Annotated in this window: 46 protein-coding genes, 1 tRNA gene and 1 pseudogene (1 of these 48 running past the window's edge); 6 read left to right on the top strand and 42 right to left on the bottom strand. The window is 35.8% G+C overall.

Translation table 11 applies throughout. The annotated features are described in order from the left end of the window. Positions 1 to 15 precede the first annotated feature (15 nt). The 14 genes from IGI37_RS00510 to IGI37_RS00445 all read right to left on the bottom strand — a co-directional run bounded on the left by IGI37_RS00510 (position 16) and on the right by IGI37_RS00445 (position 7,852). Positions 16 to 408 carry a hypothetical protein gene (locus IGI37_RS00510; RefSeq protein ID WP_438759453.1) on the bottom strand — a complete coding sequence of 131 codons (393 nt, stop codon included), beginning with the start codon at positions 406 to 408 and terminating at the stop codon, positions 16 to 18. Next, positions 405 to 800, bottom strand: a complete 396-nt coding sequence (locus tag IGI37_RS00505) for a hypothetical protein (protein WP_438759452.1) — start codon at positions 798 to 800, stop codon at positions 405 to 407. The genes IGI37_RS00510 and IGI37_RS00505 overlap by 4 nt, the downstream gene beginning before the upstream one ends. Next, positions 797 to 1,168: a phage head completion protein gene (locus IGI37_RS00500; RefSeq protein WP_438759451.1), complete on the bottom strand. Its 372-nt coding sequence runs from the start codon at positions 1,166 to 1,168 to the stop codon at positions 797 to 799. Before IGI37_RS00500 ends, IGI37_RS00505 begins: the two co-directional genes overlap by 4 nt. Beyond that, entirely contained in the window at positions 1,158 to 1,436 is a 279-nt protein-coding gene (locus IGI37_RS00495) for a phage gp6-like head-tail connector protein (protein WP_438759450.1), read from the bottom strand. Before IGI37_RS00495 ends, IGI37_RS00500 begins: the two co-directional genes overlap by 11 nt. 3 nt (positions 1,437 to 1,439) lie before the next feature. Further along, complete coding sequence (locus IGI37_RS00490) at positions 1,440 to 1,523, bottom strand: hypothetical protein (RefSeq protein ID WP_438763555.1); 84 nt, start codon at positions 1,521 to 1,523, stop codon at positions 1,440 to 1,442. A gap of 56 nt (positions 1,524 to 1,579) precedes the next feature. After that, positions 1,580 to 2,767, bottom strand: a complete 1,188-nt coding sequence (locus tag IGI37_RS00485; protein ID WP_438759449.1) for a phage major capsid protein — start codon at positions 2,765 to 2,767, stop codon at positions 1,580 to 1,582. Positions 2,768 to 2,770: 3 nt separating this feature from the next. Continuing rightward, positions 2,771 to 3,478 (bottom strand): head maturation protease, ClpP-related, encoded by a 708-nt coding sequence (locus tag IGI37_RS00480; RefSeq protein WP_438759448.1) that lies wholly within the window; start codon positions 3,476 to 3,478, stop codon positions 2,771 to 2,773. Then, positions 3,465 to 4,634, bottom strand: coding sequence for a phage portal protein (locus IGI37_RS00475; RefSeq protein WP_438759447.1), 1,170 nt, complete (start codon positions 4,632 to 4,634; stop codon positions 3,465 to 3,467). Before IGI37_RS00475 ends, IGI37_RS00480 begins: the two co-directional genes overlap by 14 nt. Positions 4,635 to 4,667: 33 nt before the next feature. After that, positions 4,668 to 4,835 carry a hypothetical protein gene (locus IGI37_RS00470; protein ID WP_438759446.1) on the bottom strand — a complete coding sequence of 56 codons (168 nt, stop codon included), beginning with the start codon at positions 4,833 to 4,835 and terminating at the stop codon, positions 4,668 to 4,670. 14 nt (positions 4,836 to 4,849) lie between these two features. Next, the gene (locus IGI37_RS00465; RefSeq protein ID WP_438759445.1) at positions 4,850 to 6,487 is read right to left on the bottom strand and encodes a terminase TerL endonuclease subunit; all 1,638 of its coding nucleotides are present in this window, start codon (positions 6,485 to 6,487) and stop codon (positions 4,850 to 4,852) included. After that, positions 6,484 to 6,837: a hypothetical protein gene (locus IGI37_RS00460; RefSeq protein WP_438759444.1), complete on the bottom strand. Its 354-nt coding sequence runs from the start codon at positions 6,835 to 6,837 to the stop codon at positions 6,484 to 6,486. Before IGI37_RS00460 ends, IGI37_RS00465 begins: the two co-directional genes overlap by 4 nt. Positions 6,838 to 7,027: 190 nt before the next feature. Beyond that, positions 7,028 to 7,249: a hypothetical protein gene (locus tag IGI37_RS00455; protein ID WP_438759443.1), complete on the bottom strand. Its 222-nt coding sequence runs from the start codon at positions 7,247 to 7,249 to the stop codon at positions 7,028 to 7,030. Beyond that, positions 7,243 to 7,557 (bottom strand): HNH endonuclease, encoded by a 315-nt coding sequence (locus tag IGI37_RS00450; protein WP_438759442.1) that lies wholly within the window; start codon positions 7,555 to 7,557, stop codon positions 7,243 to 7,245. Before IGI37_RS00450 ends, IGI37_RS00455 begins: the two co-directional genes overlap by 7 nt. Beyond that, positions 7,535 to 7,852, bottom strand: coding sequence for a hypothetical protein (locus tag IGI37_RS00445; protein ID WP_438759441.1), 318 nt, complete (start codon positions 7,850 to 7,852; stop codon positions 7,535 to 7,537). Before IGI37_RS00445 ends, IGI37_RS00450 begins: the two co-directional genes overlap by 23 nt. A 106-nt stretch (positions 7,853 to 7,958) precedes the next feature. Here IGI37_RS00445 and IGI37_RS00440 point away from each other — a divergent pair, with 106 nt between their 5' ends. Then, positions 7,959 to 8,147: a type II toxin-antitoxin system HicA family toxin gene (locus IGI37_RS00440; protein WP_438759439.1), complete on the top strand. Its 189-nt coding sequence runs from the start codon at positions 7,959 to 7,961 to the stop codon at positions 8,145 to 8,147. Between the two features lie 52 nt (positions 8,148 to 8,199). Next, positions 8,200 to 8,577 (top strand): type II toxin-antitoxin system HicB family antitoxin, encoded by a 378-nt coding sequence (locus IGI37_RS00435; protein WP_438759437.1) that lies wholly within the window; start codon positions 8,200 to 8,202, stop codon positions 8,575 to 8,577. Positions 8,578 to 8,885: 308 nt separating this feature from the next. On the opposite strand, the gene IGI37_RS00430 is transcribed toward IGI37_RS00435, so the two are convergent. The 23 genes from IGI37_RS00430 to IGI37_RS00320 form a co-directional block, all read right to left on the bottom strand. Beyond that, a tRNA-Ala gene (locus IGI37_RS00430) sits at positions 8,886 to 8,959 on the bottom strand. A gap of 301 nt (positions 8,960 to 9,260) precedes the next feature. Continuing rightward, on the bottom strand, positions 9,261 to 9,680 hold the full coding sequence (locus IGI37_RS00425; protein ID WP_438759436.1) for a transcriptional regulator: 420 nt from the start codon (positions 9,678 to 9,680) through the stop codon (positions 9,261 to 9,263). 4 nt (positions 9,681 to 9,684) lie between these two features. Further along, a complete protein-coding gene (locus IGI37_RS00420) occupies positions 9,685 to 9,852 on the bottom strand; it encodes a hypothetical protein (protein ID WP_438759435.1) in 168 nt (55 codons plus the stop codon). 1 nt (position 9,853) lies between these two features. Further along, the gene (locus tag IGI37_RS00415) at positions 9,854 to 10,165 is read right to left on the bottom strand and encodes a DNA topoisomerase (RefSeq protein WP_438763554.1); all 312 of its coding nucleotides are present in this window, start codon (positions 10,163 to 10,165) and stop codon (positions 9,854 to 9,856) included. Between the two features lie 32 nt (positions 10,166 to 10,197). Beyond that, positions 10,198 to 10,347, bottom strand: a complete 150-nt coding sequence (locus tag IGI37_RS00410; RefSeq protein WP_438759434.1) for a hypothetical protein — start codon at positions 10,345 to 10,347, stop codon at positions 10,198 to 10,200. Positions 10,348 to 10,360: 13 nt separating this feature from the next. Next, positions 10,361 to 10,678: a hypothetical protein gene (locus tag IGI37_RS00405; RefSeq protein ID WP_438759433.1), complete on the bottom strand. Its 318-nt coding sequence runs from the start codon at positions 10,676 to 10,678 to the stop codon at positions 10,361 to 10,363. Further along, positions 10,671 to 10,883: a hypothetical protein gene (locus tag IGI37_RS00400; RefSeq protein ID WP_438759432.1), complete on the bottom strand. Its 213-nt coding sequence runs from the start codon at positions 10,881 to 10,883 to the stop codon at positions 10,671 to 10,673. The genes IGI37_RS00405 and IGI37_RS00400 overlap by 8 nt, the downstream gene beginning before the upstream one ends. Positions 10,884 to 10,897: 14 nt before the next feature. Beyond that, positions 10,898 to 11,209, bottom strand: coding sequence for a hypothetical protein (locus IGI37_RS00395; protein WP_438759431.1), 312 nt, complete (start codon positions 11,207 to 11,209; stop codon positions 10,898 to 10,900). Then, entirely contained in the window at positions 11,206 to 11,556 is a 351-nt protein-coding gene (locus IGI37_RS00390; RefSeq protein ID WP_438759430.1) for a hypothetical protein, read from the bottom strand. Before IGI37_RS00390 ends, IGI37_RS00395 begins: the two co-directional genes overlap by 4 nt. Beyond that, entirely contained in the window at positions 11,549 to 11,905 is a 357-nt protein-coding gene (locus IGI37_RS00385) for a YopX family protein (protein WP_438759429.1), read from the bottom strand. Before IGI37_RS00385 ends, IGI37_RS00390 begins: the two co-directional genes overlap by 8 nt. A gap of 11 nt (positions 11,906 to 11,916) precedes the next feature. Then, positions 11,917 to 12,105 (bottom strand): hypothetical protein, encoded by a 189-nt coding sequence (locus tag IGI37_RS00380; RefSeq protein ID WP_438759428.1) that lies wholly within the window; start codon positions 12,103 to 12,105, stop codon positions 11,917 to 11,919. Beyond that, positions 12,102 to 12,320, bottom strand: coding sequence for a hypothetical protein (locus IGI37_RS00375; RefSeq protein ID WP_438759427.1), 219 nt, complete (start codon positions 12,318 to 12,320; stop codon positions 12,102 to 12,104). Before IGI37_RS00375 ends, IGI37_RS00380 begins: the two co-directional genes overlap by 4 nt. A 1-nt stretch (position 12,321) precedes the next feature. Continuing rightward, on the bottom strand, positions 12,322 to 12,867 hold the full coding sequence (locus IGI37_RS00370; protein ID WP_438759426.1) for a DUF1642 domain-containing protein: 546 nt from the start codon (positions 12,865 to 12,867) through the stop codon (positions 12,322 to 12,324). Next, entirely contained in the window at positions 12,860 to 13,144 is a 285-nt protein-coding gene (locus IGI37_RS00365) for a hypothetical protein (protein WP_438759425.1), read from the bottom strand. Before IGI37_RS00365 ends, IGI37_RS00370 begins: the two co-directional genes overlap by 8 nt. A 14-nt stretch (positions 13,145 to 13,158) precedes the next feature. Continuing rightward, positions 13,159 to 13,302, bottom strand: coding sequence for a hypothetical protein (locus IGI37_RS00360; protein WP_438759424.1), 144 nt, complete (start codon positions 13,300 to 13,302; stop codon positions 13,159 to 13,161). Positions 13,303 to 13,431: 129 nt separating this feature from the next. Next, positions 13,432 to 14,346: a DNA cytosine methyltransferase gene (locus IGI37_RS00355; RefSeq protein ID WP_438759423.1), complete on the bottom strand. Its 915-nt coding sequence runs from the start codon at positions 14,344 to 14,346 to the stop codon at positions 13,432 to 13,434. 36 nt (positions 14,347 to 14,382) lie between these two features. Continuing rightward, positions 14,383 to 14,559, bottom strand: a complete 177-nt coding sequence (locus tag IGI37_RS00350; protein ID WP_438759422.1) for a DNA methyltransferase — start codon at positions 14,557 to 14,559, stop codon at positions 14,383 to 14,385. Next, entirely contained in the window at positions 14,537 to 14,890 is a 354-nt protein-coding gene (locus tag IGI37_RS00345; protein WP_438759421.1) for a hypothetical protein, read from the bottom strand. Before IGI37_RS00345 ends, IGI37_RS00350 begins: the two co-directional genes overlap by 23 nt. 6 nt (positions 14,891 to 14,896) lie before the next feature. Further along, complete coding sequence (locus IGI37_RS00340) at positions 14,897 to 15,094, bottom strand: hypothetical protein (protein ID WP_438759420.1); 198 nt, start codon at positions 15,092 to 15,094, stop codon at positions 14,897 to 14,899. Further along, positions 15,094 to 16,335, bottom strand: coding sequence for a DnaB-like helicase C-terminal domain-containing protein (locus IGI37_RS00335; protein ID WP_438759419.1), 1,242 nt, complete (start codon positions 16,333 to 16,335; stop codon positions 15,094 to 15,096). The genes IGI37_RS00340 and IGI37_RS00335 overlap by 1 nt, the downstream gene beginning before the upstream one ends. Next, on the bottom strand, positions 16,325 to 17,047 hold the full coding sequence (locus tag IGI37_RS00330) for a conserved phage C-terminal domain-containing protein (protein WP_438759417.1): 723 nt from the start codon (positions 17,045 to 17,047) through the stop codon (positions 16,325 to 16,327). The genes IGI37_RS00335 and IGI37_RS00330 overlap by 11 nt, the downstream gene beginning before the upstream one ends. Before the next feature lie 11 nt (positions 17,048 to 17,058). After that, the gene (locus tag IGI37_RS00325; protein ID WP_438759416.1) at positions 17,059 to 17,862 is read right to left on the bottom strand and encodes a tyrosine-type recombinase/integrase; all 804 of its coding nucleotides are present in this window, start codon (positions 17,860 to 17,862) and stop codon (positions 17,059 to 17,061) included. 358 nt (positions 17,863 to 18,220) lie between these two features. Then, positions 18,221 to 18,352, bottom strand: a complete 132-nt coding sequence (locus IGI37_RS00320) for a hypothetical protein (RefSeq protein ID WP_438759414.1) — start codon at positions 18,350 to 18,352, stop codon at positions 18,221 to 18,223. Between the two features lie 75 nt (positions 18,353 to 18,427). Between IGI37_RS00320 and IGI37_RS00315 the strand changes: the two genes are divergently transcribed. Then, positions 18,428 to 18,784 (top strand): hypothetical protein, encoded by a 357-nt coding sequence (locus IGI37_RS00315; RefSeq protein ID WP_438759413.1) that lies wholly within the window; start codon positions 18,428 to 18,430, stop codon positions 18,782 to 18,784. A 336-nt stretch (positions 18,785 to 19,120) separates the two neighbouring features. Here IGI37_RS00315 and IGI37_RS00310 read toward each other — a convergent pair whose 3' ends face one another. The 4 genes from IGI37_RS00310 to IGI37_RS00295 all read right to left on the bottom strand — a co-directional run bounded on the left by IGI37_RS00310 (position 19,121) and on the right by IGI37_RS00295 (position 20,978). Beyond that, positions 19,121 to 19,384 (bottom strand): hypothetical protein, encoded by a 264-nt coding sequence (locus tag IGI37_RS00310; protein WP_438759412.1) that lies wholly within the window; start codon positions 19,382 to 19,384, stop codon positions 19,121 to 19,123. Positions 19,385 to 19,675: 291 nt separating this feature from the next. Beyond that, positions 19,676 to 19,996 carry a MarR family transcriptional regulator gene (locus IGI37_RS00305; protein ID WP_438759411.1) on the bottom strand — a complete coding sequence of 107 codons (321 nt, stop codon included), beginning with the start codon at positions 19,994 to 19,996 and terminating at the stop codon, positions 19,676 to 19,678. A 32-nt stretch (positions 19,997 to 20,028) separates the two neighbouring features. After that, the gene (locus IGI37_RS00300) at positions 20,029 to 20,733 is read right to left on the bottom strand and encodes a phage antirepressor KilAC domain-containing protein (RefSeq protein ID WP_438759410.1); all 705 of its coding nucleotides are present in this window, start codon (positions 20,731 to 20,733) and stop codon (positions 20,029 to 20,031) included. Between the two features lie 14 nt (positions 20,734 to 20,747). Next, entirely contained in the window at positions 20,748 to 20,978 is a 231-nt protein-coding gene (locus IGI37_RS00295) for a helix-turn-helix transcriptional regulator (protein WP_438759409.1), read from the bottom strand. Between the two features lie 195 nt (positions 20,979 to 21,173). Here IGI37_RS00295 and IGI37_RS00290 point away from each other — a divergent pair, with 195 nt between their 5' ends. The 3 genes from IGI37_RS00290 to IGI37_RS00280 all read left to right on the top strand — a co-directional run bounded on the left by IGI37_RS00290 (position 21,174) and on the right by IGI37_RS00280 (position 23,665). Beyond that, on the top strand, positions 21,174 to 21,908 hold the full coding sequence (locus IGI37_RS00290) for a S24 family peptidase (RefSeq protein WP_438759408.1): 735 nt from the start codon (positions 21,174 to 21,176) through the stop codon (positions 21,906 to 21,908). Between the two features lie 95 nt (positions 21,909 to 22,003). Further along, complete coding sequence (locus IGI37_RS00285; RefSeq protein ID WP_438759407.1) at positions 22,004 to 22,429, top strand: hypothetical protein; 426 nt, start codon at positions 22,004 to 22,006, stop codon at positions 22,427 to 22,429. 105 nt (positions 22,430 to 22,534) lie between these two features. Continuing rightward, positions 22,535 to 23,665: a tyrosine-type recombinase/integrase gene (locus IGI37_RS00280; RefSeq protein WP_438759406.1), complete on the top strand. Its 1,131-nt coding sequence runs from the start codon at positions 22,535 to 22,537 to the stop codon at positions 23,663 to 23,665. Between the two features lie 69 nt (positions 23,666 to 23,734). Here IGI37_RS00280 and msrA read toward each other — a convergent pair. Then, positions 23,735 to 23,981 (bottom strand): annotated as a pseudogene (gene msrA, locus IGI37_RS00275) (peptide-methionine (S)-S-oxide reductase MsrA); its annotated part runs 44 nt beyond the window's last position; the annotation flags it as partial.

Genomic DNA, 23,981 nt, shown 5'->3' with positions numbered 1-23,981 from the left:
TAAAATAGACACAAACTAATAGTTCGTGTCATGAATGGTTGTATTTTTACGATAACGTCGTGCATCGACGTACCGCTTCGTTTCTTTAAAGTAGGTATCTAATCCTCCATTTAGTTGACCAAATCCGTTATTTCGCATAGTATCCTCTACAGCTTTTGCAAGTTCTTTCGTTACTACTGCGTTTTCGCTTTCGACATTTATCTGATAGCTAAATTGCTTAGACATAACCTTGTTACTCGCGAAATAAGCAGTCTGTTGTGGGACAAGTGCATCAATAATAATAAACGGTTTTGACGTATCGAAAGGTTCGACCAACTCGTAAAATTTAATACGAGAACTACCGACTTTTTCAGCGATTGTTAAGTTAGCCTTTAAAGCATTATAGATCTCCATCATCATATCCTTCATCGTACTAACTCCTCCAATTCGCTTCTCATTTCTTTCATAGCCGTATTTTGCACTTTATCAACAGCACTTTGCAGTTTCCCCATTCCTCGAGGTCTAACGTATTTCCCAAATCGCGTATAGCCAAATTCGTTTAAATGAACTAACGGAGCACGTTCTTTCGAAGCCCACCCCGTCTCAACTCGTTTAGGATTACTCTTAACGCCACTAGTAATAACTAAATCGTGTGTTCTTCCGCTATCAATATAACTAGACACTGCGTCCTTCACGATTTCTTTATTTTTTTCACCAGCAGTTCTTAGAGCTTTGTTAATCACGCGAGTTGCTTTTGATTTACCAAGCTTTGCTTCAATATTTTTTAGTATCTCTGCTTCACCTTTGATTGTTACACTCATGATGTCACCCCTAAAATAATTTTGAGGAAGTCATTATTTTCTAAGTCTGGTGCATGATCAACAACATCCCAAATCTTATTCTTGTATCGAAAATCATCAAGAACTACTTTATGCTTATTGTTAGGCAAATAATCAGTGTGCGGATCGCGAATTTTAATCGTGACTGCTTCTTTGGTTCCTTTTCCGCTCAAAATATCTCTATCTTTCGATGAAGGGTTATACACAAGACACGTACATTTATACAGTTCTTGCTTTTCTTCTTCGCCCGGATAAGGACCATCACTCGCTATAAACTCAAAAAAAGTAACTGGTGTGTTTAAATCACCAGCTACTATCTGAGGTCGCTTGTATTTTGAATTAATCGGCAACTGAGTCACCTACCAAATCTATTGACGCGTCCATTATCATTGTTTGGAAGTTGCTATAGAAGTATTCTAGTGCCTCGTTCCTCAAATAACGTGTGCGTTCATAGACTAATTCTTTCCCTTTTTCATAAGAATTAGGGTCAAAATTTCCTATGATAGATTTAATATCGGCGAAACCACTGTCTAGTTGTTCACCAATATCATCATCTTGCGAGGAATGAAAAATACTAAATCGCCGTTTATATTCGTCAACGAATACTTTTTCATTCATTCGTCACCCCTCCAGTAAATCAATCAATTCTTGCTTTTTAGCATTGCCTGCATAATCAATCGCACGCTCGTCTAACAATGCTTTCAGTTCTGGAACAGTATGGCTTGCATAGTCTACTGTCGCCTTACGAGCGATAGGCGTTGCTACTCCCCCGAACCACCAGGTGCTTCTTCGTCTGCTGGGATATCAATGTCATATACTTGCGCGGCGTCATTGTTTTTAGGCTCGCCATTTCCTAACATATCAATCGCATACAATGTGGCACGTTTCATAGCAAAAGTTTCTTTATAAATGTTGACCTTGCTTGGACGTGATTGTGTTGCATCGTATTCACCGTCAACGAATGCAATCAGTTTATTTTCGGGTACATCTAAAGATTCAATAATGTGGTCTTGAGGAATAAATGGTAAGTTAGATACAAATACTCCATTTGCATTTTGAGTAGTCACACGAGCAACGATATCGTAGTAGTTGACAGGGTTAACAATCAAATAAACTTTCCCAGAAACTTTACGATATTTTGTTTCCCCTTCGTCCTCATCTCCAATTTTATGCGTATATTTTGAAGCTTTTTTCAGAACTTTGGCAAATTCTTTCACCATTGTTGGTGCGTCTTTAAATGTCAATGTTCCAGCTGAAGCTTTGTCCGGATAAACACCACCAGTTACCGCTCCATCTAAATCTTTAAGTAATCCGATTGGCTCATTGTTGCCTGTTCCAGTTACAATTTTAACCTCCCAAATATCGGAAACAGCCTCACGCAATGATAGTTGAACATAGCGGTTAATCCAACGAGGTCCTAAATCTAGCGTGTCATTTGAAATTAACATAAAAGCTGTTAATGCTAATTGCGTGTATTCTGTTGAATCGAACTCAGCATCTAATTGACCTTCAACATCTTTATGCAGAGGTCCAAAGACTGCAACGCCGTTTCGACGCGAGCGAATAACTTTAACTTTTCCAACGGTCGATGAAAAATTGACTAATCCTAATAATGGATGGTCTTTTTCTAGGTCTTCAAATACTTTTTCGAAAATAGTTTCTGGCCATACAAGGTCCTTATCAAAACCACCAGCTTTAGAAACTTCATTATAAAACTTAGTTTCTTCTGCAGTTAGAGTAGGAATACCTCGAGCTTCTAGCACTCGGTTATCCGTAACATTTTTCAGTTCTTCATACTCTGCTCTGACTTGTTTCCCTGCGTCCTCTGCAATGGCTGTTACATAATTCTCTAAAGCGGCATTGACTTGTTCCGGGGTAGCATTTTCTTGATTCGAAACAGCATTAAACGTTTTTTTTGCGTCAGCTGTGTTGTTTGTTAATGTTAGCATGTGTTATTCTCCTTTTTTAAGTCTTGCGACTAATGATTTACTTTTAGTTTCTATTGGTTGAGGTTCCTTTTTAGAGTCAAAAAAAGAAGCTAATGCTTTTGTAACTTGAGCATTAACTCTGTCTTCGATACTTCCTTCGTTATCATCATTTGCTTTTTTCGACTTAACTTCATCTGCAAAGCCATAATCAACAGCTTCTTGAGCTGTAAACCATTTTTCCTCGTTAATCCAGTTAGTTAGTTGTTCCTCTGACTGTCCAGTTTTCTCCGCATAAATGCTCAGAATTGAACCATCAATTGTTTCTAAAGCATTTAAAGTCTTCTGTATATCGTGTTTATTACCCCATGTCCATGTTGATGCTTCATGAATCATCAGGGAAGTACCTGTATTCATGATGACTTTATCTGCACCAGCTACAATAAATGTTGCTGCACTCGCAGCAGTTCCTGTTACTTCCACTGTGATATTAGAGGAATGATCTTTGAGATAGTTGTAAATCTCAATTCCTTCGAATACATCACCACCTGGAGAATTAAGTCTGATGACAATATCATCTGTCACAGAATCCAAAGTATTCCGAATGGTTTTGGCATCAATCGCATCATCGTCAGACCAGTATTTTTTGCGCACTGCTCCACTTAAGGTGAGAATGTGCTTTCCATCTTTAGCTTCATTTTTAAACAAAAATGGAACGTTTTTAATCTTCGTCATTGTCTTTCTCACCCCCTTTCAGCGTTTCTTCATAATTCTTCGTACGAAGTCGCACTTTGCCTTCTCCATTTGGCAACTCGTCATATTCGACAGCCTCACGAACTTCGTCGATTAAGAATGCCCCGCCAGAAGTAACTTTATCGATTTGAGTAGCATATTCTAACAAGTCTTTCGGCAACACATTTTCTACTTTTATTCTTTCACCATTTCCATATCCTTGTTTGCCGATAATTTTAGCCATCAATTCATCTTGTAATTTTTTTGCTAATGAAGCCGTACAAAGCTTTCTGAACGCTTTGATATTTGAATCAAGTTCAGCCTTATCACCATAAATAAGCGCCGTAGGAACTCCTATGGCGTTAGCTATATCATCTATTAGTGATGATTTCATTTTATTTAATTCGTCTAAGGATTGATTCGATACGCCTTGTTTATTTGTGTACTCTTCATATTCTACCGCTTTAACTTTAGCAACGATTGCAACAGACTTAGTCTTAAATGATGTATAGATTTTATCAACATAGTCTTGCAAACGTTCAGCTCGAGTTTTTCCATCTTTACCTTTTTCATCATTTGCTGTACCAGTAGAATCAATAGTTACTGACCCTCGAATTTGATTATTGCGCATGGCAATTTCAAGGATTCGACCAAATAGCTCAGAATAATCTTCGAATAGTCCTTTTGTAAAACTATCCAATTTGGCATTGTTATACTCAATGTATAAAACGTCGCCCATGTAAAAATTTTCTGGAAACACATGATTTTTAACGGTCACTCCTGTAAAAATATCATTCCTTATATGATCTTCAGTACGAGAAAAATTATCAGCTATCAATAGTTGATCTCCTTTAATAATCACTAGCACTTCATTTTCATCCAGTAAACGGTAATAGAACTTTTCCCAGAACGTCGCCGCAGACATATCTTTATTGGGACGTACATTCAATATATAGTCCCAATCACCAGAGTTTTCTTTATTCTTAAATTTTATTTCCAGTGTAGACATTGTTCGAGCAACAAAATCAAGAACCGTATTTTTCGCCATAATTTTTAAGTATGAACGCGCTGAGTCTTCATCTCCAAACACAAAATCTGGAATCCAATCAGATGGAACTTCTTCTTTTATTGACTGTTTAAATACATCAAATAAACCCACATATATTCACCACCTTTCAAATGAATTACCAAATTACTTCGTTTTTGCTAAAGATCGTCTACCCGATTTGTTCTCAAGTTCACCGTATTCTTTTCGTTTTCGCCCAGTGCTTCCGACTATCGTTTTATACCAATATGCTTTATTTCCACCATAGGCTGAATTTGTTGTCCTCTCTACATTTAAGTAATGTGGTTTATACATATTTATCACCCTCTCTAAAAATCTAATTCATCTAACAAATCAAACGCTTCATCATAGTTCACGTCAGAAATCTCTTCGCGTTTATATAAAGCCGCTAAGAAAGCATGAAATCCATCTGTTTTTCTTCTAACAGGTTCTTTTTTTAGAAAAGTTCTATTCCCAGCATTATCTTCTTTAACAAAAGTATTATGGGTGTACCAACGCATAATAGGACTGTCTCCAAAAATGAATCGTTCATTTGCAAACCCGTCTTCTATAATTGGTGCAACCTTTGCTTGCACGCCTCTAGGATTCCTTAAAAATTCGTACTCGTATCCTTCTTTTTCTAGTAACGGTTTTAGTAAATCCATTCTAAACCCATCTGCAACAACTAAATCGATAGAGTAAAACTGCCTTTGCTCATTTAACCAATCAATAATATGTTTCGGCTCAATTGAAGGCTCATCTACTACTTTTATTAGCCCTTGTCGTTCCCAATCTTCAATTGGTGCTTTTAATTTAAAAACATCAAGAAACTTTTTCCTGGCAAAACTCTTTTGGATCCAAACGAATTTTTCATCCACTTTGAATAGCAAACCTACACTGACAAAATCTCGAATGCTTGCATAGTCAAATCCAGCAATACAAGAACGCCCCATCAAATCTGGAAGGGCTCTATTTGTGGCCATAAGCTTTTCTTGTGAGGTTACATCTCTCTCATCATTTCCTTCAGTGAAATTCATACGTTTGATGACAAATTCTTGTCTGCCACTTGGTTCTTCTTCTAAATCAAGGTAATCCTCTTTTACTTCTTCGAAAATCTGTTCTGCATATTTTGTTTTTTCATTGAACATTGGATTGGCTTTGGCCCACATAGCCATATCATTCATTTCATCTATAGAATCTAATGTACATATAAATGGAAAATATCCAATTCTATCTGTTTTACCAGTGAGGATCTTCATGGACCGTTCAAGTTGTTTATCATAGAACCCTTCACGAACATAACCATTTGTTCCAAAATAAAAGGTTCTAGCATTTTCTACTTTTCCTAAGCCCGACCTTTGAACTTTAACTGGACCATTATTGATAAACCCATGAACTTCATCAAAAAAAAGACAGGCATCTCGTGCGCTGTCCATTGTTTTCGGATTATTCGTTCTAAATTTAAAGACTGCATTCATAGCTTTGCCAGTAATGACTGTTTTTTTTGCATCAAATTGTTTTGTTAGTTTTTTACTTTGAATCACATTATAAACTTCTTCAAACGACATCTTCGCCTGTTCTTCTGAATTAGCAGTTATTGTTGAATTGTATCCTTTAATGCCATGTAAGGGAGATATAAAAAAAGCTCCCAAGGTAGAAAGGAATCCATTTTTACCTGCACCGCGGGCAATCGTTATTAAGAACTCACGAAACACTACCCGGTCATTCTTCTTCCAGTACATAAAAATAAAAGTTGCAATGAACTTCTGATATACAGCAAGTGGGAAAAAGTTTTTTTCTGCGAATCTAATATATTTTTCTAACATATCGTAATTAATGTACAGATCATCACGACTAAGAATTTTTTGTTCTAGATACTTGATGAGAAGCATTTGTTTATGACAAGCAACATGAGCACCACTTAGCACTAACTGTTTGTACTCTTCAAAATATTTTGCTTCAATCATAATAAATCACTGCCATCATCTATATTCGTTCCCCCTTCCTTTTCGAGAGGAATTAAATCTGTTAATTGTTTCATAATCCTTTGATAGCTCATGTCACGTGAGTTAAAAAGCTTTGCCATCGGACGCTCTCGCTCATATGGGTCTTGTTTATCAGATTGACAGAACATTTCGACATCACCGTTTTCAGAGATATCTATCCACATCTCATCAAGTAAAATTTTTAATCTAGCTGCTTGAATAATTAACCCATCAACTGCTTTTAATTTATTGCTTGGAATATCTTTGAACAATTTTTTTAATCTATTTTTCTCTTTTTTTACAAGCTTGTCTCGCTCTTCTAGCGTACTCATTCGCTCACCTACTTTCATAAACTATTTTACGGGGGAGGGGGGTCACGTGTGAAAAGTGTGTTTTTCTTTCTAGTCGACCCCTTCCACCGGTTCCCTGAGACCCCACTTTGACCCAAAATTATTCGACGGGGGGTATATCAGTCCCCACAATCAGTTTATTTTTTGTTCATTCTTTGAATGTTTTTATTAATCATTGGTTATGCACTACACCTGTTATCATATCGATAGACAATGCTCTCTGAGCTGGACTATCTTTGGTAATGTAAATAAAAGTAATTACATTAGTTCCTGGCATATCGCTGTTAGTAACATAATGTTTCGTCATTGATACCACGCCAACTTCTTCAAGCTTAATCCAAAGTCTTGGTACTTCATTGTTTAAATCGTATTTAATATCACTACGTTCTACCACCACTCATCATCCCACTTTCTTTTCTTTTGTTCACCACGATAGTTCATGCGGTCATGTCGCTTATTGTGACAGTCTTTACATAACGTTCTTAGATTGTTTATATCTAATGCATATTTCGGATACTTCTCTAGCTCTTTAATGTGGTCGACCTCTAACACTGAATCGTATTGAGTCGTTAGCTTGCCCTCGTACTTGCACCACTGACACTCATAGTTGTCACGCTCTAAGCACTGTTGTCTAAGCTTACGCCATGTTGTTGACCCATAAAACCTAGCTCTATCTGCTCTAGTCTTTACGTTTGGTGTCATTGTTTAATTGCTCTATATACGACGTAGCTAACGCCCTCTGCACTTGTAGTACACCATCAACGCCTAACGCTTTGACATCCAAGCGCATTCGTTGTTTAAGAAATTCTGCGTTAACTGGCGTCTCTAATGCTCGTTTCATCACATAAAAATTAAGTGAAGCTAGTTCATCCATCTTTAAACCATAGATTGTAATCATATTCCAAAACATTTCAGCTATCTCATCCATGCTTTTGTTGTCTTGGATTTCTTTAAGTTCTTTCATCTGCTCGATGATGCTTAATTCTTTTTTGTCCATTTCATAGCCTACTCTCTGTCAAAAAATATTTGTTTAATAGTAAAAAAAGTTCTTGCTTTATGCGCATTTTATGTGTATAATAATAAATATAGAAGGAGTTGATAATATGCCAATGACGCCAAAGGAGATGGTGAAACTGTTAAAAGAAAATGGATTCAATAAAAAAAGTAAAAATGGTAGTCATCAAAAAATGTATAATCCTAAAACTAAGAGAACAACAGTTGTTCCCATGCACAACAAAGACTTAGGAAAAGGACTTGAATCTGAAATATTGAAACAAGCGGGCTTGAAATAGCCCGCCGGTTTCAACGGCATATTATCAACTCAATAAGAAAGGTGTGAATTTTATGTTAGTGTATCCTGCAACATTCGAATCAGATGGTAAATATATTCTAGTCAAATTCCCCGACATTCCGGAAGCTATGACTCAAGGAGATTCGGTCGAACAAGCTTATGAAATGGCTTCTGAAGTGTTAGGCTTAGCATTAGAAGATGTATCAAGCTATCCAAAAGCTTCCTCTGTTTTAGATGTGAGAAATCAATTTCCCGAAAAAGATGTAGCCCTCATCGGTATTGATATGGCTTCTTATCGTAGAAAATATCACTCTAAAACAATCAGAAAAAATGTAACTGTTCCCGAGTGGCTTGCAGATGAAGCCGAAAAAGAGAACATTAATTTTTCTCAAACTTTGACTGAAGCATTAAAAGAAAAACTTGCTATCTGAATCTGAACTAAAAACTCCACTCATTAATCTTGAGTGGAGTTTTTACTAGTTACTCGTGGTACGTACAGTTAAACCAACGGCCACAACGACAATACTCCAATGCCTAGCCATCAGCGTCATATATAACAAAGCTAGGTTGCTCGCCTAGCTCGTTTCCGCAAGTAGGCTATGTATCTAGAACTCCCACGTCAGAACACGTCTGCCACTTGAGGGTGTGGGAGTATTGATCTTAAACAACCCTTAACGCGGTCTCGTCAGACTCACTTACCCATCAGGACGTAGCTTTCGCAGACTTTCACGGTTTGTTATTGGAACGACAGGATTCGAACCTGTATACGATTGGACAGCGAGCCCAATACTCTACCATTTGAGTTACATCCCAACATGAAAACAAGAATCGATGATTTTTATTTTTGTTTGTGTGAACAGTTTAAAATACCGCTCTCCTGTTTTCATTTTTTTGTGGTATGTGCATTTTTTACACATACCACTAAGACTAGCTATACATATAGAAATCATCCATTTGATTTTTGTTGTTAAGAAAGTAAGCTAGACTATCTTTAATCAGTTAATCTCAGCCAATGTTTTTCTGTTATTCTTTGCTCATTGCTCGTTAACTAATACTTTCGACAATACTATTTTATAACGATTTTAACCCTCGATTGTGCAAAAATAGTGCAAATCTACATTTCTAAATTCAACGCTCTAGCTATATCTTCAAAAAAATCATTTCTTAAATCGAAGGCTTTACGTCGGCTACAATATATTAATTTATTATCTATCAGACCTTGCATTGTATAACGTGGACGCTTTTTGAAATAAAGCTCTTCAATAATGGTCATCGTGTCTTCGCTTGCTCCGTCCATAGCTTCACTTATAATTCTTTGGTTTCTCTCAAGACTCGCCAAGCGTCTATCTTGTTCAATTGTGATTAAAAGGTTTGCAGCTGCTTCACTGTTACCAGTAGAACCCTTAATACCACTGTTTAAGTCGTTCTCTTTATACGGATATCTCAATTCTTCTTCACGTTGTCTGATGTAATCATCAGTCTTGTTATAGTCTGCTAATATATCTTTAATATAATTGAATGTTGATGTTCTCAATTAGTCACCCCTCCGAATCATTTTTAGGCGCCATCATGCCCTTAATCGCTTCCGCAACTGTGTCTGCTCCATCTTTAAAACCTTGCTCATATACTTTTATGTCAGCTGGTTTTGTAATGGTTAGTTTGCAAAGTAGACCAATAACTAAGCCACTTAAAAAATACCAAAACATCTTACTCCTCCCTTACCTTAAAAAGCTCATCCTCAATATCACCTTTCTGATATTTCAAATACTCCGCTAACTCGATTGGACGCCTGTTGCTCCAAGATATCTCAGTGATATCGATGTTTTTAAGAATTACTGTTGATGGTAGCGCTCCTTGTGCGTCCTCGTTAACATATCCCCAAGACTCTAAATCTCGGTATTTTTTTGGTTTTAAAGAAAAGAATGAAAGATACTCACTATCACAGTCTCGTACCACGTAATTAAATCCTTTTTCAAGAGCTTCTTGCATAACTACGAGCGCTTCGCTTCTAGTTTTCATCCTTAATTTTTCTTGAATGCTCTTCTCCCAATTCACTCCTTGACCTCCTCCACGTTAACAAGCCTGTAAATCCCCTGTATCACCATAGCTTTTTCCTCCGCGTCCTTTTGACAGTCAGCAAAGATGTACTCTTTTTTAGCAATTCCTTTGTAATTGATATAATTAACTTCGTATGTGTACATTTAATCCACTCCTTTAAACAGCATCTTCGCCAAACCAGTATTTATAGTCATTTTCATCGTGATAAGGATGTTTTAAAAAGACTCGTTTGGTTTCTTGCGGAGAAAGTTGTATGCAGTCTTTTTTTCGAAACTTAATATCTATCATTAACATTCCGTACGGTTGAGCTAAGTTGCCAATAAACCATTTTTTAGTCTGACTATGAATATCTATAATTTCCCCAAATGATTTAATCGTCATTAGCTTGTGATATCCCTTTGCTCCTTTTTTGAGAAACAAGTATTTGACTTTTTTACCTTTTAATTTCTTAATCCTACGATGTCTATTATTCATTTTTCTCCACCTCTTTCAGTGTATCCATATCCACCGGACACCAGTTTTCTAAAGAAATGTACTCACTATTCGCTTCCAACACGGCACCTACGATATACCCATCTACATACCATCCGTGAATGTACCCTTCTGCATCTACATCAAATTCGCTATATTCTAAATCTTCTGTTAATATTTCTTCGATTGGTTTAGCTTTAAATTTCAATTAATCCACCTCATTCATTTTTTATATACCCTGTCGTACCACTTGTAAAAATCATCGTCTGTGTGCTCTTCCGGTGGTGATGGACAACCCTCTTGGAAAAACCACCAACTTAAACGCCATTGTTCTAAAGATAATTCACGATGAGAGTAGTTTTCCATACCATCTAAAGCTGAGTAGCGTCTAACAGTAACATCAATATAGTTCTTTCTTGTATCAGCCAAATCGAGCCTTAACGCTTCTTTTCGGGCTGCCTTGCTATTTTTAGCAAATACTATTCCATTGCCAACGTCGGGATTGCTTTCTAATCCTATGATATATGCTTTCATTCCGTCTCACCCTCCATATCAAGGCCATCTATTCCACCGCTTACTTGCAAGATACGATTAATCAAACTTTTATGATTTTTGGGTAATTCTTTTTGGACTTTTTCAGCGTCTACGCCATAATATCTAAAACAATAGCCGTTGAACCAATCAACAATAGTTAACATCTCATCATAAGTAAGTTCTAACTGCTGATTCTCGTTGAGTTGCGGTTGATTAGACATTCTAACCAGTTCTTCACCTATATTGCAGACAGCACCCCAGTCTGGGTACATTCCTTCAAAATTTTGATGTGTATATTGCAACGCTATCTCCATAAGATTTCTGCCTATCTTTTCTAATTCACTCACTTGCTCTACTCTCCTTTAGCAGTTCTGGATTTGAGTATATGTTGCCTCTTACTTCAATATCTTCACACACTTCAAATAAATCATCTGAAATATTTTCCCAATCGTATGTGAATTTCCCCTCGTTAAAAACTATTTGACCATAAACTTCTCCGTAACTGTCCCAAGCAATATCCCCCTCATAAATCTCAACACCGTTCTTGTCTTTCAAGCCCGTGTATTGCATGAGAATCAGCCCGCACATTTCAGGTCGCATAAATACATTGCGTAAGTTGTGGCCATTTAATAATCTATTCCAAAAAATCATCTTTTTGTCAGTTTTATCCAACGCTCGAAACTTAATCTCTCTCATGTCAGTCCTCCTCAATATCCGTAATAAACACCAACAGCTTTTCCGTAACAGGTAGAGTCACACGCTTGATATGCCATCTGCCATTTACTGTTAAAATCTAATTTGTTCCCGCAATCCACGCAATACAAACAGCCATCAATACTGTGCCCTTCTTTAATTAACCATTTCTTGATAAATTTCTTTTTTTGTCTTTTATTCACTCGTTCTTCCCTTCCAATCTAATAGCCAACGTCCTAGCTTTTTTCGACGTAGCTTTTTTAAGCCGGCTCATGTCATCAAGTGCTTGCCGTTCATTCCAGTATTCTTTTGCAAGTTTTTTATCTGAGAATTCGGGAATATTTCCATGCCATCTTTTGAAATAGACCTTCTTAAAAGATTTATCTGACAAGTCAAGTAAATGAAATGCTATTCTCATGTCAGTCCTCCCACGGCTCAACTGTGCCACCAAGATGCATAGCAGCTAGACTCGCTCGGTTTTCGCTCTTAAATTTATTAATCATTTTTTCCTGTCCTAAAATGTCGTTTAAAACGAATGTTGGGGAGCAACCATCGTCCCCATAATTCACAAAATACATATTGCCTACTTTTACTACCCAAGCATTTACCTGCTTAACTTCATAGCCGTTAATCAAACTTAAAACAGTTTCATAGTTTGAATGCCTAAGCCAGTTCTTAACAGGACCTTCTTGCATTGGAGACATAATACCCTTCATTTTTTGCTGCGTCAGAAATGCAATTTTTTCGTAAAAATTACCGTCCTCAACAAATTCAGCTACTTCTTTCGGCACAACAACTTTCTTCGGCTCATCTAGTTGCTCGACTAATTTGTTGCATTTATCCATTGCAACTAAAAATCCGTTCCAGTACGATTCCATAAGCGAAGCTGGTTTCGTTGCTGATCTATCGTTTGCAGCTTCATAAATTTCCACTTGAATTTCTTCTAAAATTTGGTGTTTATTCATCGTTTCCCTCCATTATTTCACGCCACAGGCTCATCGGCATCTTACCGTTGTCTATCATTAATCTAATTTCTTGTTCTGACAATCCAGTATTATCAAACGCTATAGCTGCTTTATGCTCAATTGCTTCTAAGTCTCTCAACATAAACCAAAAACACTCACCATTATCAAATTTGATTTTTAGCGCACGAACATACGTGTTAACCTCGTCTATGCATATCCCAACAAGATTTTTTGGGACAATCGTTTTATACCTTGTTCTGTATTTTTTGCCTTTCATCGTTTTCCTCCTTTTTAAGTAGTGCCTATATCAACAATATTGTACTTTTCGTTATACATTACTTCGGGATAGTCACATACTTCTCCTCCAACAGTTATGGTTACCTCGGCATCATCAGGAAATTCTTGTAGTAATTCTATTAGTTCCTCTACGCTCATGAAGAAAATCTACCTCCTGTATTTATGCGAATACCCTACATAATCACAAATGACTTTAAATCGCTGTATCGCTTGTGTTACGTGGGTTTCGTGTGCTTTTTTTGGTTTGGTTAAAATGGTATCTACTTTTTACAAAATCCTTTCGAAAATGCTCTCAAAGATTGTCACTGGAATACTGTTGCCTGACTGATGATATAACGCGGTCTTACCGTTAACTGTAGCGGCGCTCATAAAGTCGCTGTCAGTATATCCTTGCAGGAGCCAACACTCTTTTTCAGTAAGCAATCTAAATCGCCCATCTCCGAGCGGTATAATACCACTGTTAGGATTTCTGTTTTGCTTTGTGGTTATGGTCCAACAATACTCATCGATTATCGGCAGATAGCCGCCAAAGCCTTTCTGTGGCTTGCCTATGACCTTGAGCATTGACGGTGCTGTAATCGTATAGCTCTCGTGTACGTCCATTTCTAAGAACTCTTGGATACTTCGCATTTCGTATTTTCGCAATGAATCAAAATTAAACGGTGCGTTCTGTAAAGTTGAAATACAGAAAACTCGATTTCTGTTTTGTGGTAGCCCAAAATCCATAGCATTCAATATCTTAAAACTATTTGTGTATCCCAAACTTTTCATTTCATTTAAATATTTTGCGAAGGCACCTTTTGATTTCTTAAGCTTTAATACTCCTGGAACGTTTTCCCAAATGACAACTCGTGGCTTCCACAACCCCATCTGCTTAATAATTTCTAGGGTTTCCCACATTAGACTTGAGCGTGTTCCGCTCATAAATTCCATGCCTGCCCTTTTTCCAATCATGGAATTGTCTTGGCAAGGGCTTCCGTGAATCAAAATATCGGGTTTTAAATTCCAATCAACTACTGATTGAGTCTTATAAGCTAAATCATCAATAAATATAGCGTTATAACTATCTACTGCCTTTTGGTCTATCTCTACATAGTCAATTGACTTAGTAGGTATCCCCATATTTCTCAAAGCGATTCTCGGGCTTCCGATTCCGCCAAAAAATTCTAAAATTTGAATCATATATCCACCTGCTCAAATGAATCTAATTGCATTGTTTTATTTTCCAAACCATTCACCTATCCTTTTTTCTGCGGTTTCAAAGTATTCCTTATCGATTTCATACCCAATAAAATTTCTATTAGTGTTTAGACAAGCAATTGCTGTTGTACCTGACCCCATGAATGGGTCTACTATTGTGTCGCCTTCGTTGCTAACAATCGTAATCTTTTCCATTAAAATCCTCCTCCGAACAGCTATCATAACTACGTCCATATTTATCGCACTCACCATAATCCAAAAACTTTTGAATCGTCTTTCGGGCCACTCTAGCCTCTTCACTTGCGATTACTGCTGACTCAAAGATCGGTTCTCGTCCGTCTTGATAGGTGATTTTTACGCACGGACCTTTATAAGGTTTAACTTTTGTTGGTTCTGGTTTAAATTTTGTTATTCTCCACAATTCAGTTCCTAATTCAACGACTCTGTTCTTTATTTCTTCTTCGCTCATCCAAGAATGGCTTTTTGTAAGCGCAACAATTTCGTCAAATAGATATTGCTTATTCATAAACTGTCACCCATATCTCTTTAGTAGTATTTTTTCCTGTTTTTCTATTTCAGCAACTTCAATCGCAAGCCATTTAGTTTCTTCTGCTAATTCAGTAAATCCATGTTTAGAGAATATTTTTATCTGTTCTTCAACAATTAGAACAAGTTCTGACCTAATCAGCCCATTCTCTCGAAATATAGCTAAGTAAGTTTTGCTATCCATCAACCTCTCCACTCATCAAAATCAATTGAAAAATCCATAAACTGTTTTTTAAAAATGAATGGTGCAACACCTGTCATGCCTTCACGATTTTTGGCTATCTCACATCTTATTTTTTCTGGATTATTCTCATCAGCAGAAAGAAGCATAACAACGTTCGCATCTTGTTCTAGACTTCCGCTTTCTTTTAGATCTGATAAAAGAGGGCGTTTGTCTTGTCTATTTTCCACGCCACGGCTTACTTGGGCCAATAGGATTATTGTTATCCCATAATCTGTAGTAAGCTTTTTAAGCTCTCTAGTGACCTCATTCATGACTTGACGTTCATTTTTTCGGCTGTCGTTAACAGTAATCAGTCCAGCATAGTCAACAAAAGCTACATAGCGATTTTTTCTGGCTCTGCGTTTGATTGCTGATTTTATATCATTTAAATTGGTGTATTCAGATGTATATACTCTAAAATCGTTCGTGTTTTTAATCTTTTCATAAGACTGTCTAGCTTTGATTTTGTTTTCCTCTGAGAGCTTCTCTTTACTAACGAATAGCAAAGAATTTATACGCGTATCTCTTGACACCAAACGTGTCATAAGTTCGTTTTGCCCCATTTCAAAAGTAAAAAAGTCGCAGGTCACATTATCATTTTTAGAAAACAATTCATCCATAATATTCAGCGCGAATGCCGTTTTACCAGTGGCTGGTCTCCCGGCTAAAATGAATAACTTTCCTCCTGTAATTCCACCACCTAAAAAATTGTCAATTGGAGCATAAGATTTAAGAGTTTCGCTTGGTGTTTCAAGGTTTTCACAAAATTCGTTGAATGCATTTTCTAAGCGTCCATCAGACTTAATGTGATTCACTTCTTGTTTTTCTTCTAACAATCGCTGCAGCTTATCGCCCGATGTTTTAGAAAGTGTCTCAGCGAATTCTTGCGAGGCCTTAGCAATTTGTCGTTCTAAATGATTACTGTGGACTTGCCTTGCTAATTCATATTCAATACCTAGCTGTTTAGCATTAGATTCGAGCATTTCTAAATCATCTACTGATCCAGCACTAAATATATCAATGGTTCTAAGTTCCCTATGCACATCTTCTAACGTATATCGTCTACCTTTTAGTTTTGATATAGCTTCGACAATATTTTTGAGATATTTAGAGTCAAACCACTCTGAATCTACATCTACAGAAGTAATTAAGCTTGGATTTTTTAGAAGCTCTGCTACCAAAACCATCTCACTATTGTTCATAAGCTTTTCTTAATGCCTCCTGTTGTTTTTGATAATCATCTTTCGGCGTGGCTTTTGGTTCACGATACTCATTACGATACTCGTCAAATTTGTTACCAAACAAGGTAACTGGTCTCAGATATTTACTCATTTCTGCATTGTTTATCCATTGTTGCGATTTTATATCAATAACTTTTTCAAAGTCTTCTACACGTTGACCTTCATTCCAACGGGCTTTAATAAGCTCTTTCCATTTTTGAGTTACTTTAAAAGCCTTTCCTGTTTTATCATTCAGATAATTTATAATCTGAGAATAGGGAATTAAGTCGGGCTTGCTCGACATAGTATCTTTTGTATTACTAAAAGATGTATTACTCCCTTTCGCGTTTTCCGAATACCCCTCTTCGATATTCCGAATACCCCCCTTCGGTTTTCCGACCACCTTAATAGTTCTTTTTTCTATTTCTTTTCCTCGATATTTATAATCGATACTTATATATTTTTTCTTGTGAAGAGACTTGATAACTTCTGAAACTCTACTTTTACTTAACCCAAAAAAGTCAGAAAAATGTTGATTACTTGCATAACAATTGTCTTTCCCAGTATCAAGACTTTCGATTTCTGTAAGGAAAAGAATTTCTTGTGTAGATAGATTAGAGTCTAGCCAGTAATCAGAAGGAATCCAAACCCCTTTAAAACCTCGATTGGCTTTGACTATTTTTCTTTCTGCCATTCGAATACCTCCTAAATATTTTTAATCGTTCTGAATCGTTCTCCTAACTCGTTTGTACTCAACTTCGTATAAATTGTTGTCGTCGCAATGTTCTCATGCCCTAACATCTGCTGCAGTTCTGTAGAGTCTCCGCCCTGAGCGATAAATTCCTTTGCAAAATAATGACGAAACGAGTGAGGATAAACTTTGTCTTTCCGTACTTTCGCACGCCCAGCAATCGCCTTTAAATTAGTTCTATACGTTGCTTGATTTTTGAAAAAGATTGTCTCTTGAATACCATTTTCTGCACAGAATTTTTTTAGCTTCTTTTTTACAAAAACTGGAATCGAGATCGCCCGAATTTTCCCCTTGTTTTCGACATTTTGAAGACTATTATCCAAGTCACTCGCTTTCAATTGGCATAATTCAGTGATCCTGAGACCCGTGTTAGCTATTGTGAGCATAAACAGATACATCTCCTCACTTGCCGCTTTAAGCAGCTGACGGAACTCTGAGCGATTAATAGACTCACGGTGCTCGTTTGTCTGATTCTTTATCAGTTTTAGAGTCAAATCTTTTCGATCTAACCAATTAAAGTAAATGTTTATAGAAATGATTTTTTGATTAATCGTCTTCGTTTTATAAAATTTTCCTTTACTGTACTCGGTCGTTCGCATAAATTCTTTGAAGGAAATCATACTCTCTTTGCTCAATTCCAACTTATTTCCCAGTAGATAATTTTCGACTTGACTCAACGTGTTCATATAATTTTTAATTGTGTTTGGACGTATTTCATTTTCGACAAGATGTAATTTGTACGCTGCTAAATCCAACAAGTTTCTTCTCCTCCTCTTTGCGAATACGTAATATAATCGCAAGTAGCACTTAACACTAATAGCCCTACTCTCCCAACTGTTACAAGAGTTTTTCTATTTTTGTCATTTTGTGCTATAATATTAGTAAGAGAATATTATTTTTGCGACTGTATGCTTGGCGGCGTGGTCGCTTTTTTGTTGTCTTTTTTCACTCTGTATCGCAGACTATTAAGATATATTGCTGATACTGTTACATAAATACCCATTACAAAAATTAGTGTCTGTGCGTTTAAAAAATTAGATGCTGCAACACCAACTAAAAAATAGGTCATTGCGAGAAAAATGTTTTTTTCTAGGAATTTACTAAACGTTACATACTTCATTTGATTCCCAACCTTTCTTTCTGTTGTTTGATGTATTTCAACGCTTTTCTGACTGGTTCAGGTTTATCATTTTCTTTATGCCATTCGGCAGCCATTGTTTTGTGTGCTTCTAATATTGAATCGGTCATGCTATTCATCCTTTCGTTTGGTATAATTTCCTTATCAGCAGTGGTCGCTGAAATAATTAATAAGGTGGTGAAAATTTGTCTAATAGATTGTCAAAAGACGAGCTATCTCTTCTACACTATTTAACTTCTATCAGTGGGAAGCTTGATGTCACATCAATGTATACAACTAGAGAAGCTTTAGCTTCTAAAATAGAAATAATTGAAATTGATAGTGTTTTAACCCACCTGCTAGAATTGAAACTACTAGAGAAGTTAGAACGCCACGGAAATGAACCCTGTTACTATGCCGCAACAACTAAAGCTAAAAATACTTTAGAATTCTTGGAGAGTGATAGAAAAGATAAAGTAAAATGGAGTATCTATGTTCCGCTAGCTGTTACCTTAGGCGCAAACATTCTAATAAAGATTGTTGAACTTCTACTCAAACAGTAAGTAGTATACTATTTGAAATATTAATGTAGTCAGTAAAGATAGAATTACTATGGTTAATTTTTCTTTCTTGCTCACGCTAGTTTCCTCCGGTGTAATTTAATATTTTGATTTAATTTGTACTTGTTGCTCTGAGCTACTCGCAATAGCTTGGAGCAATTCTGCTATTTCTGTCGGTGTTGATTCGATTGTAATTTTCATTTACTTCCCTCCTTTGTAATACCCGATAAATTTATTCGTGATAAAAATCATAAACTTAAATAAAGTAGTGTGAAAAATAAATGTAAATATCAGCATAGCTAGAAGCATTCTTAACTCACTATCCTTTTCAACTTGACATTAAGATCGTAGCTTGGTCGGAACGTTGTTCGTTTCTTCTCGCCCATCTTTCTTCTCTCCTTGTAAGAACATCTCGTGATGATTTGGAGCAGAAAATACAAGTTTCGAAACAAGTAGGTCCGAAAAGCCGTCTCTAGTTTTCCCTTCTGCCACAATCTTTATTGATGATGGTGTTATGTTCCCATTTTCTATAAATGTTTTTACTATCCAATCAAAAGCGTCTTTCATTTCTTCTTCAGAAACTGCAGGGAGCTTTTTTTTCATCTTTTTTCTTCCTTTCTTTGCTATATTTCTATATCTTTATACCTTTCATCTATTATTAATTAAAGAAATCATAGATTTTCAAAAATATACTATTAAGTAGAATGTATATAAAATAATCAATAATATATTGAAGATGAGTCCATATTTATTCTTGTACTTCCATGCAACAAAACATGCTGTAAATAACATTGCATAGCAGACTAAAGATAAAACAATATATATAAATACATCCAACATTATTCTCCCTCCCTTATGCGATACCCCCGAATTCAACCTGTTTAATGCGCTCTTTCACATTGCTCTAACTTTTACTGATAACTCGTGTTGATGTAATACATTCTTGTCATAGCTACGTTTAGCTTGCTCAGCTTGTTCAATATTATATTCATGTTCTTTACCTCGTTTACTGATAGGCTTCACATTTCCATGTTTTAAAATAGTAGCAACTGTAACTTTTGAACATCCCCAACGATCACATAATTCGCTTGTTGTAAAAATCGTCTGTTTGGATTTAGCAAAATATGTGTCTTCAAGTATCTTCATGTGCTCTGATACTTGTTCTTTAACCATTTTTTCGATCACATTGGCTAGTTCTAGTGATGTGTTATTCATCTGATAGAGCCTCCTTTTTAGGCTGTCTGCTGTTATAAAAATTTATTCACAAAATAAATTTGTCCTTTGCCAGTTATTTTGGGTGTCCTGCTGATTCTGATACTTCCATCTGGATTGTTATGCGTGCGCTCCTTAATCTCAATTAACTTCATATTCATTGAGCGTTGAGTTGGCATATTGTAGCTTTCTCCTCTTCGACTAATTAAGTATCCGTTAACTCTCAACCATTCAAACAATCTGTTTTGACCTATGTTGATACCGTTTTGAGAAATTAATTTGGCTAAATCCCCTACTAAGATGCTAGACTTGCTAGAATCCACAGCGTCTGCAAATAGTGCTTTAGGTTTTAACTCTATATTCTCTAATTGCAGAGATTCGATTTTCTTTTGTTGATATTCTAATGCTCGCTTAACCACCATATCTGGGTTATTCCAAGCTTTTTCTACAGAAATAAAATAATCTCTGACTTCAAACCCTTTAGGTGTTCCCGTCATCATTGCGATATGTTTCGCCATCTCAACTGATAAAGCATAGTCTTGCAGTTCTCGTAATGCTCCATTATTTACAACCGTAGTTGAAACTACACTTGTAAAATCCAAGCCTTCTTTGAATGATTTAAAATTTTGAATAACCCATTGACTAAAACGAGTCTTGACTTCTAATCCTCCATGAAGATCTCTTGCGCTGACAAGCTGTTCGTCTTTTTCGTTCGTTGTTACTTTGATTAATCCGTCCATTTCAACACCTCTTATTATGATGGTTGTTTTGTTTTTACGGTTAAACCGTAATTAATTGGTGAAAAAATGATGTCGTTATATCCAACATCGAATACCGCTTCTATTTTTTTGATAATAGGAACATCAGGATATGTTTTCCCTTTTTCGTAATTAGCCCATGTATCAACTGATACCCCAACTTCTTTAGCGGCTTCTTTTTGTGTCCAATTTCTCATTGCTCTTAGTCCTCTTAATGTAACTTTCATTTATTTCACCTCCTTGTTTAGTACAAACTCATATTATTACGGTTTAACCGTAATGTCAAGTAGGAATCTTTAATTTTTTAAATATCTGATTTGTTTTATTCTATCGCACACTTAAAAAAATCTAATTATCATTGACTTTTTTACGGTTTAACCGTATTATATTCTATATACAATACGTTGTAAAGGAGAAATAGTATGAGCGCTTTAGGTAATAAGGAAGTGATGGCAAATAATATTCAACGTTACATGAACAAATGGGGTATTGACAGGAGGAAATTATCAACCGATTTAGAAATTAGTTACACTACTCTTACTGATTGGTTAAAAGCAAAAACCTATCCAAGAATTGATAAAATAGAACTCTTGGCAAATTATTTTTCTGTAACAAAAGCTGATTTGGTTGAGGAATATCAACCATCCACTGTACTAACTCTAATAAATGAAACGACAGCAAAACTTGAAGAAACTCGCCAACAGAACGTTTTAACGTATGCACAAGAGCAGTTGCAGGCACAACAACTACATAAACAAGACGAATCTATTGATAATGTCATTCCATTTCCAAAAAAATATGATTTCGATTGGCGTGGATTTGTTTCTGCTGGTACAGGTGAATATTTAGATGGGGAAATGAAAGAAACCATTGAATTGACAGAGGATGAAATACCTGATCGAGCGGATTTTGCATTGACTGTGAATGGCGATTCTATGAAACCATTGTTTAAAGACCATGAAACTATTTTTGTAGAGGAAACAACTGAAATATTAAATGGAGCCATCGGGGTTATTCTCATTGACGATGAAGCATTTGTAAAAAAAATATACACTTCTTTTGATGGAATGACTCTTGTCTCACTCAATCCAGAATACGAAGATATTGAAATAAAGAACAATGAACGCGTAAAAATAATCGGAAGAGTGGTTATGTAATACAAAATGCCCCAGAATGTTGGTAGCATTCTAGGGCGCCCTCTACATAATATAGAGATAGTCAAAATACATTATATCAGAATGGAGATAAAAAAATGAGAAAATTTATTTTAGGGTTAGCCATAATCTTTTCAAGCGTTGTTCTAGTAGGATGTGGTCCAAAATTAACAAGTGACTCGTTTAATGACCTTGGAAAAGGAATGTCTGCTAATGAGGTTATTGAACTATTAGGAAATCCGAGCGAAACAATTAACAAGCAAACAGAAGTAACAAAATTAGTAGATAAAGAAATAGAAACAAGTTCAACCGTATTAGCTTTTACTGATGAAAATGAGTATCCAGACGAATATCAAACAATATATAACTCAGCTTTAGAAATAGCGAATATAAAAGTATTATTAAATAAAAATGAAAGTGTTAAAGCTCTCATATATAAGTACTCATATAAAAATAGTGATGGTAAATCCAGTACCGGCGAAAGAAAATTATACTTCTACAAAGATAAATTATCTTACTATTAATAAAAAAACACGCCCCTACTTTGGTGAGCAGAGCGTGCCAAACATAAATAAACAATAAGCTTATTTAGCTATGCTTATTGTATCAAAAGAAAGGGATTGATTCAAATGGCAGTCATAAAAAAATACAAAAAAAAAGACGGCTCAACGGCTTACATGTTTAACGCATATTTAGGTGTTGACCCATTGACAGGCAAAAGTAAGAGAACGACTAGACGAGGCTTTAGGACTCAAAAAGAAGCAGGGTTAGCTCTTGCACAACTTCAAATTGAAGTAGAGTCTGGAAGTTTTGTCAAACAACATTATCAGACATTTAAAGATGTATATGAGTTGTGGTTTGAAAACTATAAATTAAATGTTAAAGAAACAACTGCCATACGTTTGAAATTTCTATTTGACAATGAAATCTTACCCAAATTCGAGAATAAGCGAATAAATAAAATAACTACAGCAACGTGTCAGAGAGTCTCTAATGAATGGCTTGCAGATAATGCTCCATCAAGACTAAGAAGTTATACTAGTAAAGTATTTAGGTATGCTGTATCTATTAATCTCATCCAATACAATCCAATGGATAATATAATTGTCCCTAGAAAACAAACCAATGTTCCAAAAAAAGAAGCTGTATTTTTAGACAGGGAAGAGTTAAAGTCTTTTTTAAATGATATTAAATCTAAAGAATCTGAAATGGTATATGTAATGTTTCATACTCTAGCATATACAGGATTAAGAAAAGGGGAATTAGCTGCATTAAACTGGACTGATATAGACTTTGAAAAAAATACTCTATCAATAACTAAGACAGCTTATTATTTATCTGGGGAACAAATAACAACGACTCCAAAAACGTTAGGATCAACAAGAGAAATTTCCTTAGATAGCAGTACAATTGCTCTATTAAAAAAATGGAAACTTACTCAAAAAAAGGAAATGTTGTCAAGAGGTATTAGAGCTAAAAAAGAGGCAGAACAACTTATTTTTTCTGATTATCAAAATAGACAAGTATATAATTCTTTTTTAAACCAAGTGCTTCATAATTATTCATCATATAATATCACGCCACACGGTTTTAGACATACTCACGCGTCTTTATTATTTGAAGCTGGAGCTAGTATCAAGCAAGTGCAAGAACGTCTAGGACATAGCAACATAAAAACTACTATGGAAATATATACCCATGTAACCAAAGAAGCGGAGAAAGAGACTGCTGATAAGTTTTTAAAATATATGAATTTGTAAATATGGTATTCACTGTGGTATTCAATTAACAAAAAAACCTATTATATCAACGATTCAAGGCTCTATTATCTGACCGAATTCATCAGTAGGATCCGTTTGTTGCCAATAAATTTCAACTAATTCTTTATACGAGATAATGGAGGCATCGAATATCACCTCTACAGCCTCTGTGTGCCCTGTTATCCCAGTTACAACCTGTTCATATGTCGGATTCGGCACATGACCTCCTGTGTAACCTGAAGTTACAGATAAAATTCCTGGTTGTTGGTCAAACGGTTTTACCATGCACCAAAAACAGCCGCCAGCAAATAGAGCT

This window comes from Enterococcus sp. AZ194 (assembly GCF_051713825.1).
Classification (GTDB): Bacteria; Bacillota; Bacilli; order Lactobacillales; family Enterococcaceae; genus Enterococcus_K.
The sequence above is the reverse complement of the archived record's forward strand: the minus strand, read 5'-3'. Positions and strand labels throughout refer to the sequence as shown.

Coding starts and splice junctions, on each gene's coding strand:
- IGI37_RS00435 (WP_438759437.1), top strand. CDS start 8,200: ATGTTAGTGTATCCTGCAACATTCGAATCAGATGGTAAATATATTCTA.
- IGI37_RS00320 (WP_438759414.1), bottom strand. CDS start 18,352: ATGACCGATTCAATATTAGAAGCACACAAAACAATGGCTGCCGAATGG.
- IGI37_RS00395 (WP_438759431.1), bottom strand. CDS start 11,209: ATGAAAGCATATATCATAGGATTAGAAAGCAATCCCGACGTTGGCAAT.
- IGI37_RS00495 (WP_438759450.1), bottom strand. CDS start 1,436: ATGAATGAAAAAGTATTCGTTGACGAATATAAACGGCGATTTAGTATT.
- IGI37_RS00420 (WP_438759435.1), bottom strand. CDS start 9,852: ATGTTTTGGTATTTTTTAAGTGGCTTAGTTATTGGTCTACTTTGCAAA.
- IGI37_RS00340 (WP_438759420.1), bottom strand. CDS start 15,094: ATGGATAGCAAAACTTACTTAGCTATATTTCGAGAGAATGGGCTGATT.
- IGI37_RS00345 (WP_438759421.1), bottom strand. CDS start 14,890: ATGAATAAGCAATATCTATTTGACGAAATTGTTGCGCTTACAAAAAGC.
- IGI37_RS00450 (WP_438759442.1), bottom strand. CDS start 7,557: ATGACACCAAACGTAAAGACTAGAGCAGATAGAGCTAGGTTTTATGGG.
- IGI37_RS00310 (WP_438759412.1), bottom strand. CDS start 19,384: ATGAAAAAAAAGCTCCCTGCAGTTTCTGAAGAAGAAATGAAAGACGCT.
- IGI37_RS00510 (WP_438759453.1), bottom strand. CDS start 408: ATGAAGGATATGATGATGGAGATCTATAATGCTTTAAAGGCTAACTTA.
- IGI37_RS00330 (WP_438759417.1), bottom strand. CDS start 17,047: ATGGCAGAAAGAAAAATAGTCAAAGCCAATCGAGGTTTTAAAGGGGTT.
- IGI37_RS00335 (WP_438759419.1), bottom strand. CDS start 16,335: ATGAACAATAGTGAGATGGTTTTGGTAGCAGAGCTTCTAAAAAATCCA.
- IGI37_RS00280 (WP_438759406.1), top strand. CDS start 22,535: ATGGCAGTCATAAAAAAATACAAAAAAAAAGACGGCTCAACGGCTTAC.
- IGI37_RS00355 (WP_438759423.1), bottom strand. CDS start 14,346: ATGATTCAAATTTTAGAATTTTTTGGCGGAATCGGAAGCCCGAGAATC.
- IGI37_RS00350 (WP_438759422.1), bottom strand. CDS start 14,559: ATGGAAAAGATTACGATTGTTAGCAACGAAGGCGACACAATAGTAGAC.
- IGI37_RS00300 (WP_438759410.1), bottom strand. CDS start 20,733: ATGGACGGATTAATCAAAGTAACAACGAACGAAAAAGACGAACAGCTT.
- IGI37_RS00375 (WP_438759427.1), bottom strand. CDS start 12,320: ATGAGAATAGCATTTCATTTACTTGACTTGTCAGATAAATCTTTTAAG.
- IGI37_RS00370 (WP_438759426.1), bottom strand. CDS start 12,867: ATGAATAAACACCAAATTTTAGAAGAAATTCAAGTGGAAATTTATGAA.
- IGI37_RS00460 (WP_438759444.1), bottom strand. CDS start 6,837: ATGAGTACGCTAGAAGAGCGAGACAAGCTTGTAAAAAAAGAGAAAAAT.
- IGI37_RS00285 (WP_438759407.1), top strand. CDS start 22,004: ATGAGAAAATTTATTTTAGGGTTAGCCATAATCTTTTCAAGCGTTGTT.
- IGI37_RS00470 (WP_438759446.1), bottom strand. CDS start 4,835: ATGTATAAACCACATTACTTAAATGTAGAGAGGACAACAAATTCAGCC.
- IGI37_RS00485 (WP_438759449.1), bottom strand. CDS start 2,767: ATGCTAACATTAACAAACAACACAGCTGACGCAAAAAAAACGTTTAAT.
- IGI37_RS00465 (WP_438759445.1), bottom strand. CDS start 6,487: ATGATTGAAGCAAAATATTTTGAAGAGTACAAACAGTTAGTGCTAAGT.
- IGI37_RS00360 (WP_438759424.1), bottom strand. CDS start 13,302: ATGAGCGTAGAGGAACTAATAGAATTACTACAAGAATTTCCTGATGAT.
- IGI37_RS00385 (WP_438759429.1), bottom strand. CDS start 11,905: ATGAGAGAGATTAAGTTTCGAGCGTTGGATAAAACTGACAAAAAGATG.
- IGI37_RS00405 (WP_438759433.1), bottom strand. CDS start 10,678: ATGAATAATAGACATCGTAGGATTAAGAAATTAAAAGGTAAAAAAGTC.
- IGI37_RS00365 (WP_438759425.1), bottom strand. CDS start 13,144: ATGAAAGGCAAAAAATACAGAACAAGGTATAAAACGATTGTCCCAAAA.
- IGI37_RS00305 (WP_438759411.1), bottom strand. CDS start 19,996: ATGAATAACACATCACTAGAACTAGCCAATGTGATCGAAAAAATGGTT.
- IGI37_RS00410 (WP_438759434.1), bottom strand. CDS start 10,347: ATGTACACATACGAAGTTAATTATATCAATTACAAAGGAATTGCTAAA.
- IGI37_RS00445 (WP_438759441.1), bottom strand. CDS start 7,852: ATGGACAAAAAAGAATTAAGCATCATCGAGCAGATGAAAGAACTTAAA.
- IGI37_RS00295 (WP_438759409.1), bottom strand. CDS start 20,978: ATGAAAGTTACATTAAGAGGACTAAGAGCAATGAGAAATTGGACACAA.
- IGI37_RS00505 (WP_438759452.1), bottom strand. CDS start 800: ATGAGTGTAACAATCAAAGGTGAAGCAGAGATACTAAAAAATATTGAA.
- IGI37_RS00440 (WP_438759439.1), top strand. CDS start 7,959: ATGCCAATGACGCCAAAGGAGATGGTGAAACTGTTAAAAGAAAATGGA.
- IGI37_RS00480 (WP_438759448.1), bottom strand. CDS start 3,478: ATGACGAAGATTAAAAACGTTCCATTTTTGTTTAAAAATGAAGCTAAA.
- IGI37_RS00415 (WP_438763554.1), bottom strand. CDS start 10,165: ATGAAAACTAGAAGCGAAGCGCTCGTAGTTATGCAAGAAGCTCTTGAA.
- IGI37_RS00290 (WP_438759408.1), top strand. CDS start 21,174: ATGAGCGCTTTAGGTAATAAGGAAGTGATGGCAAATAATATTCAACGT.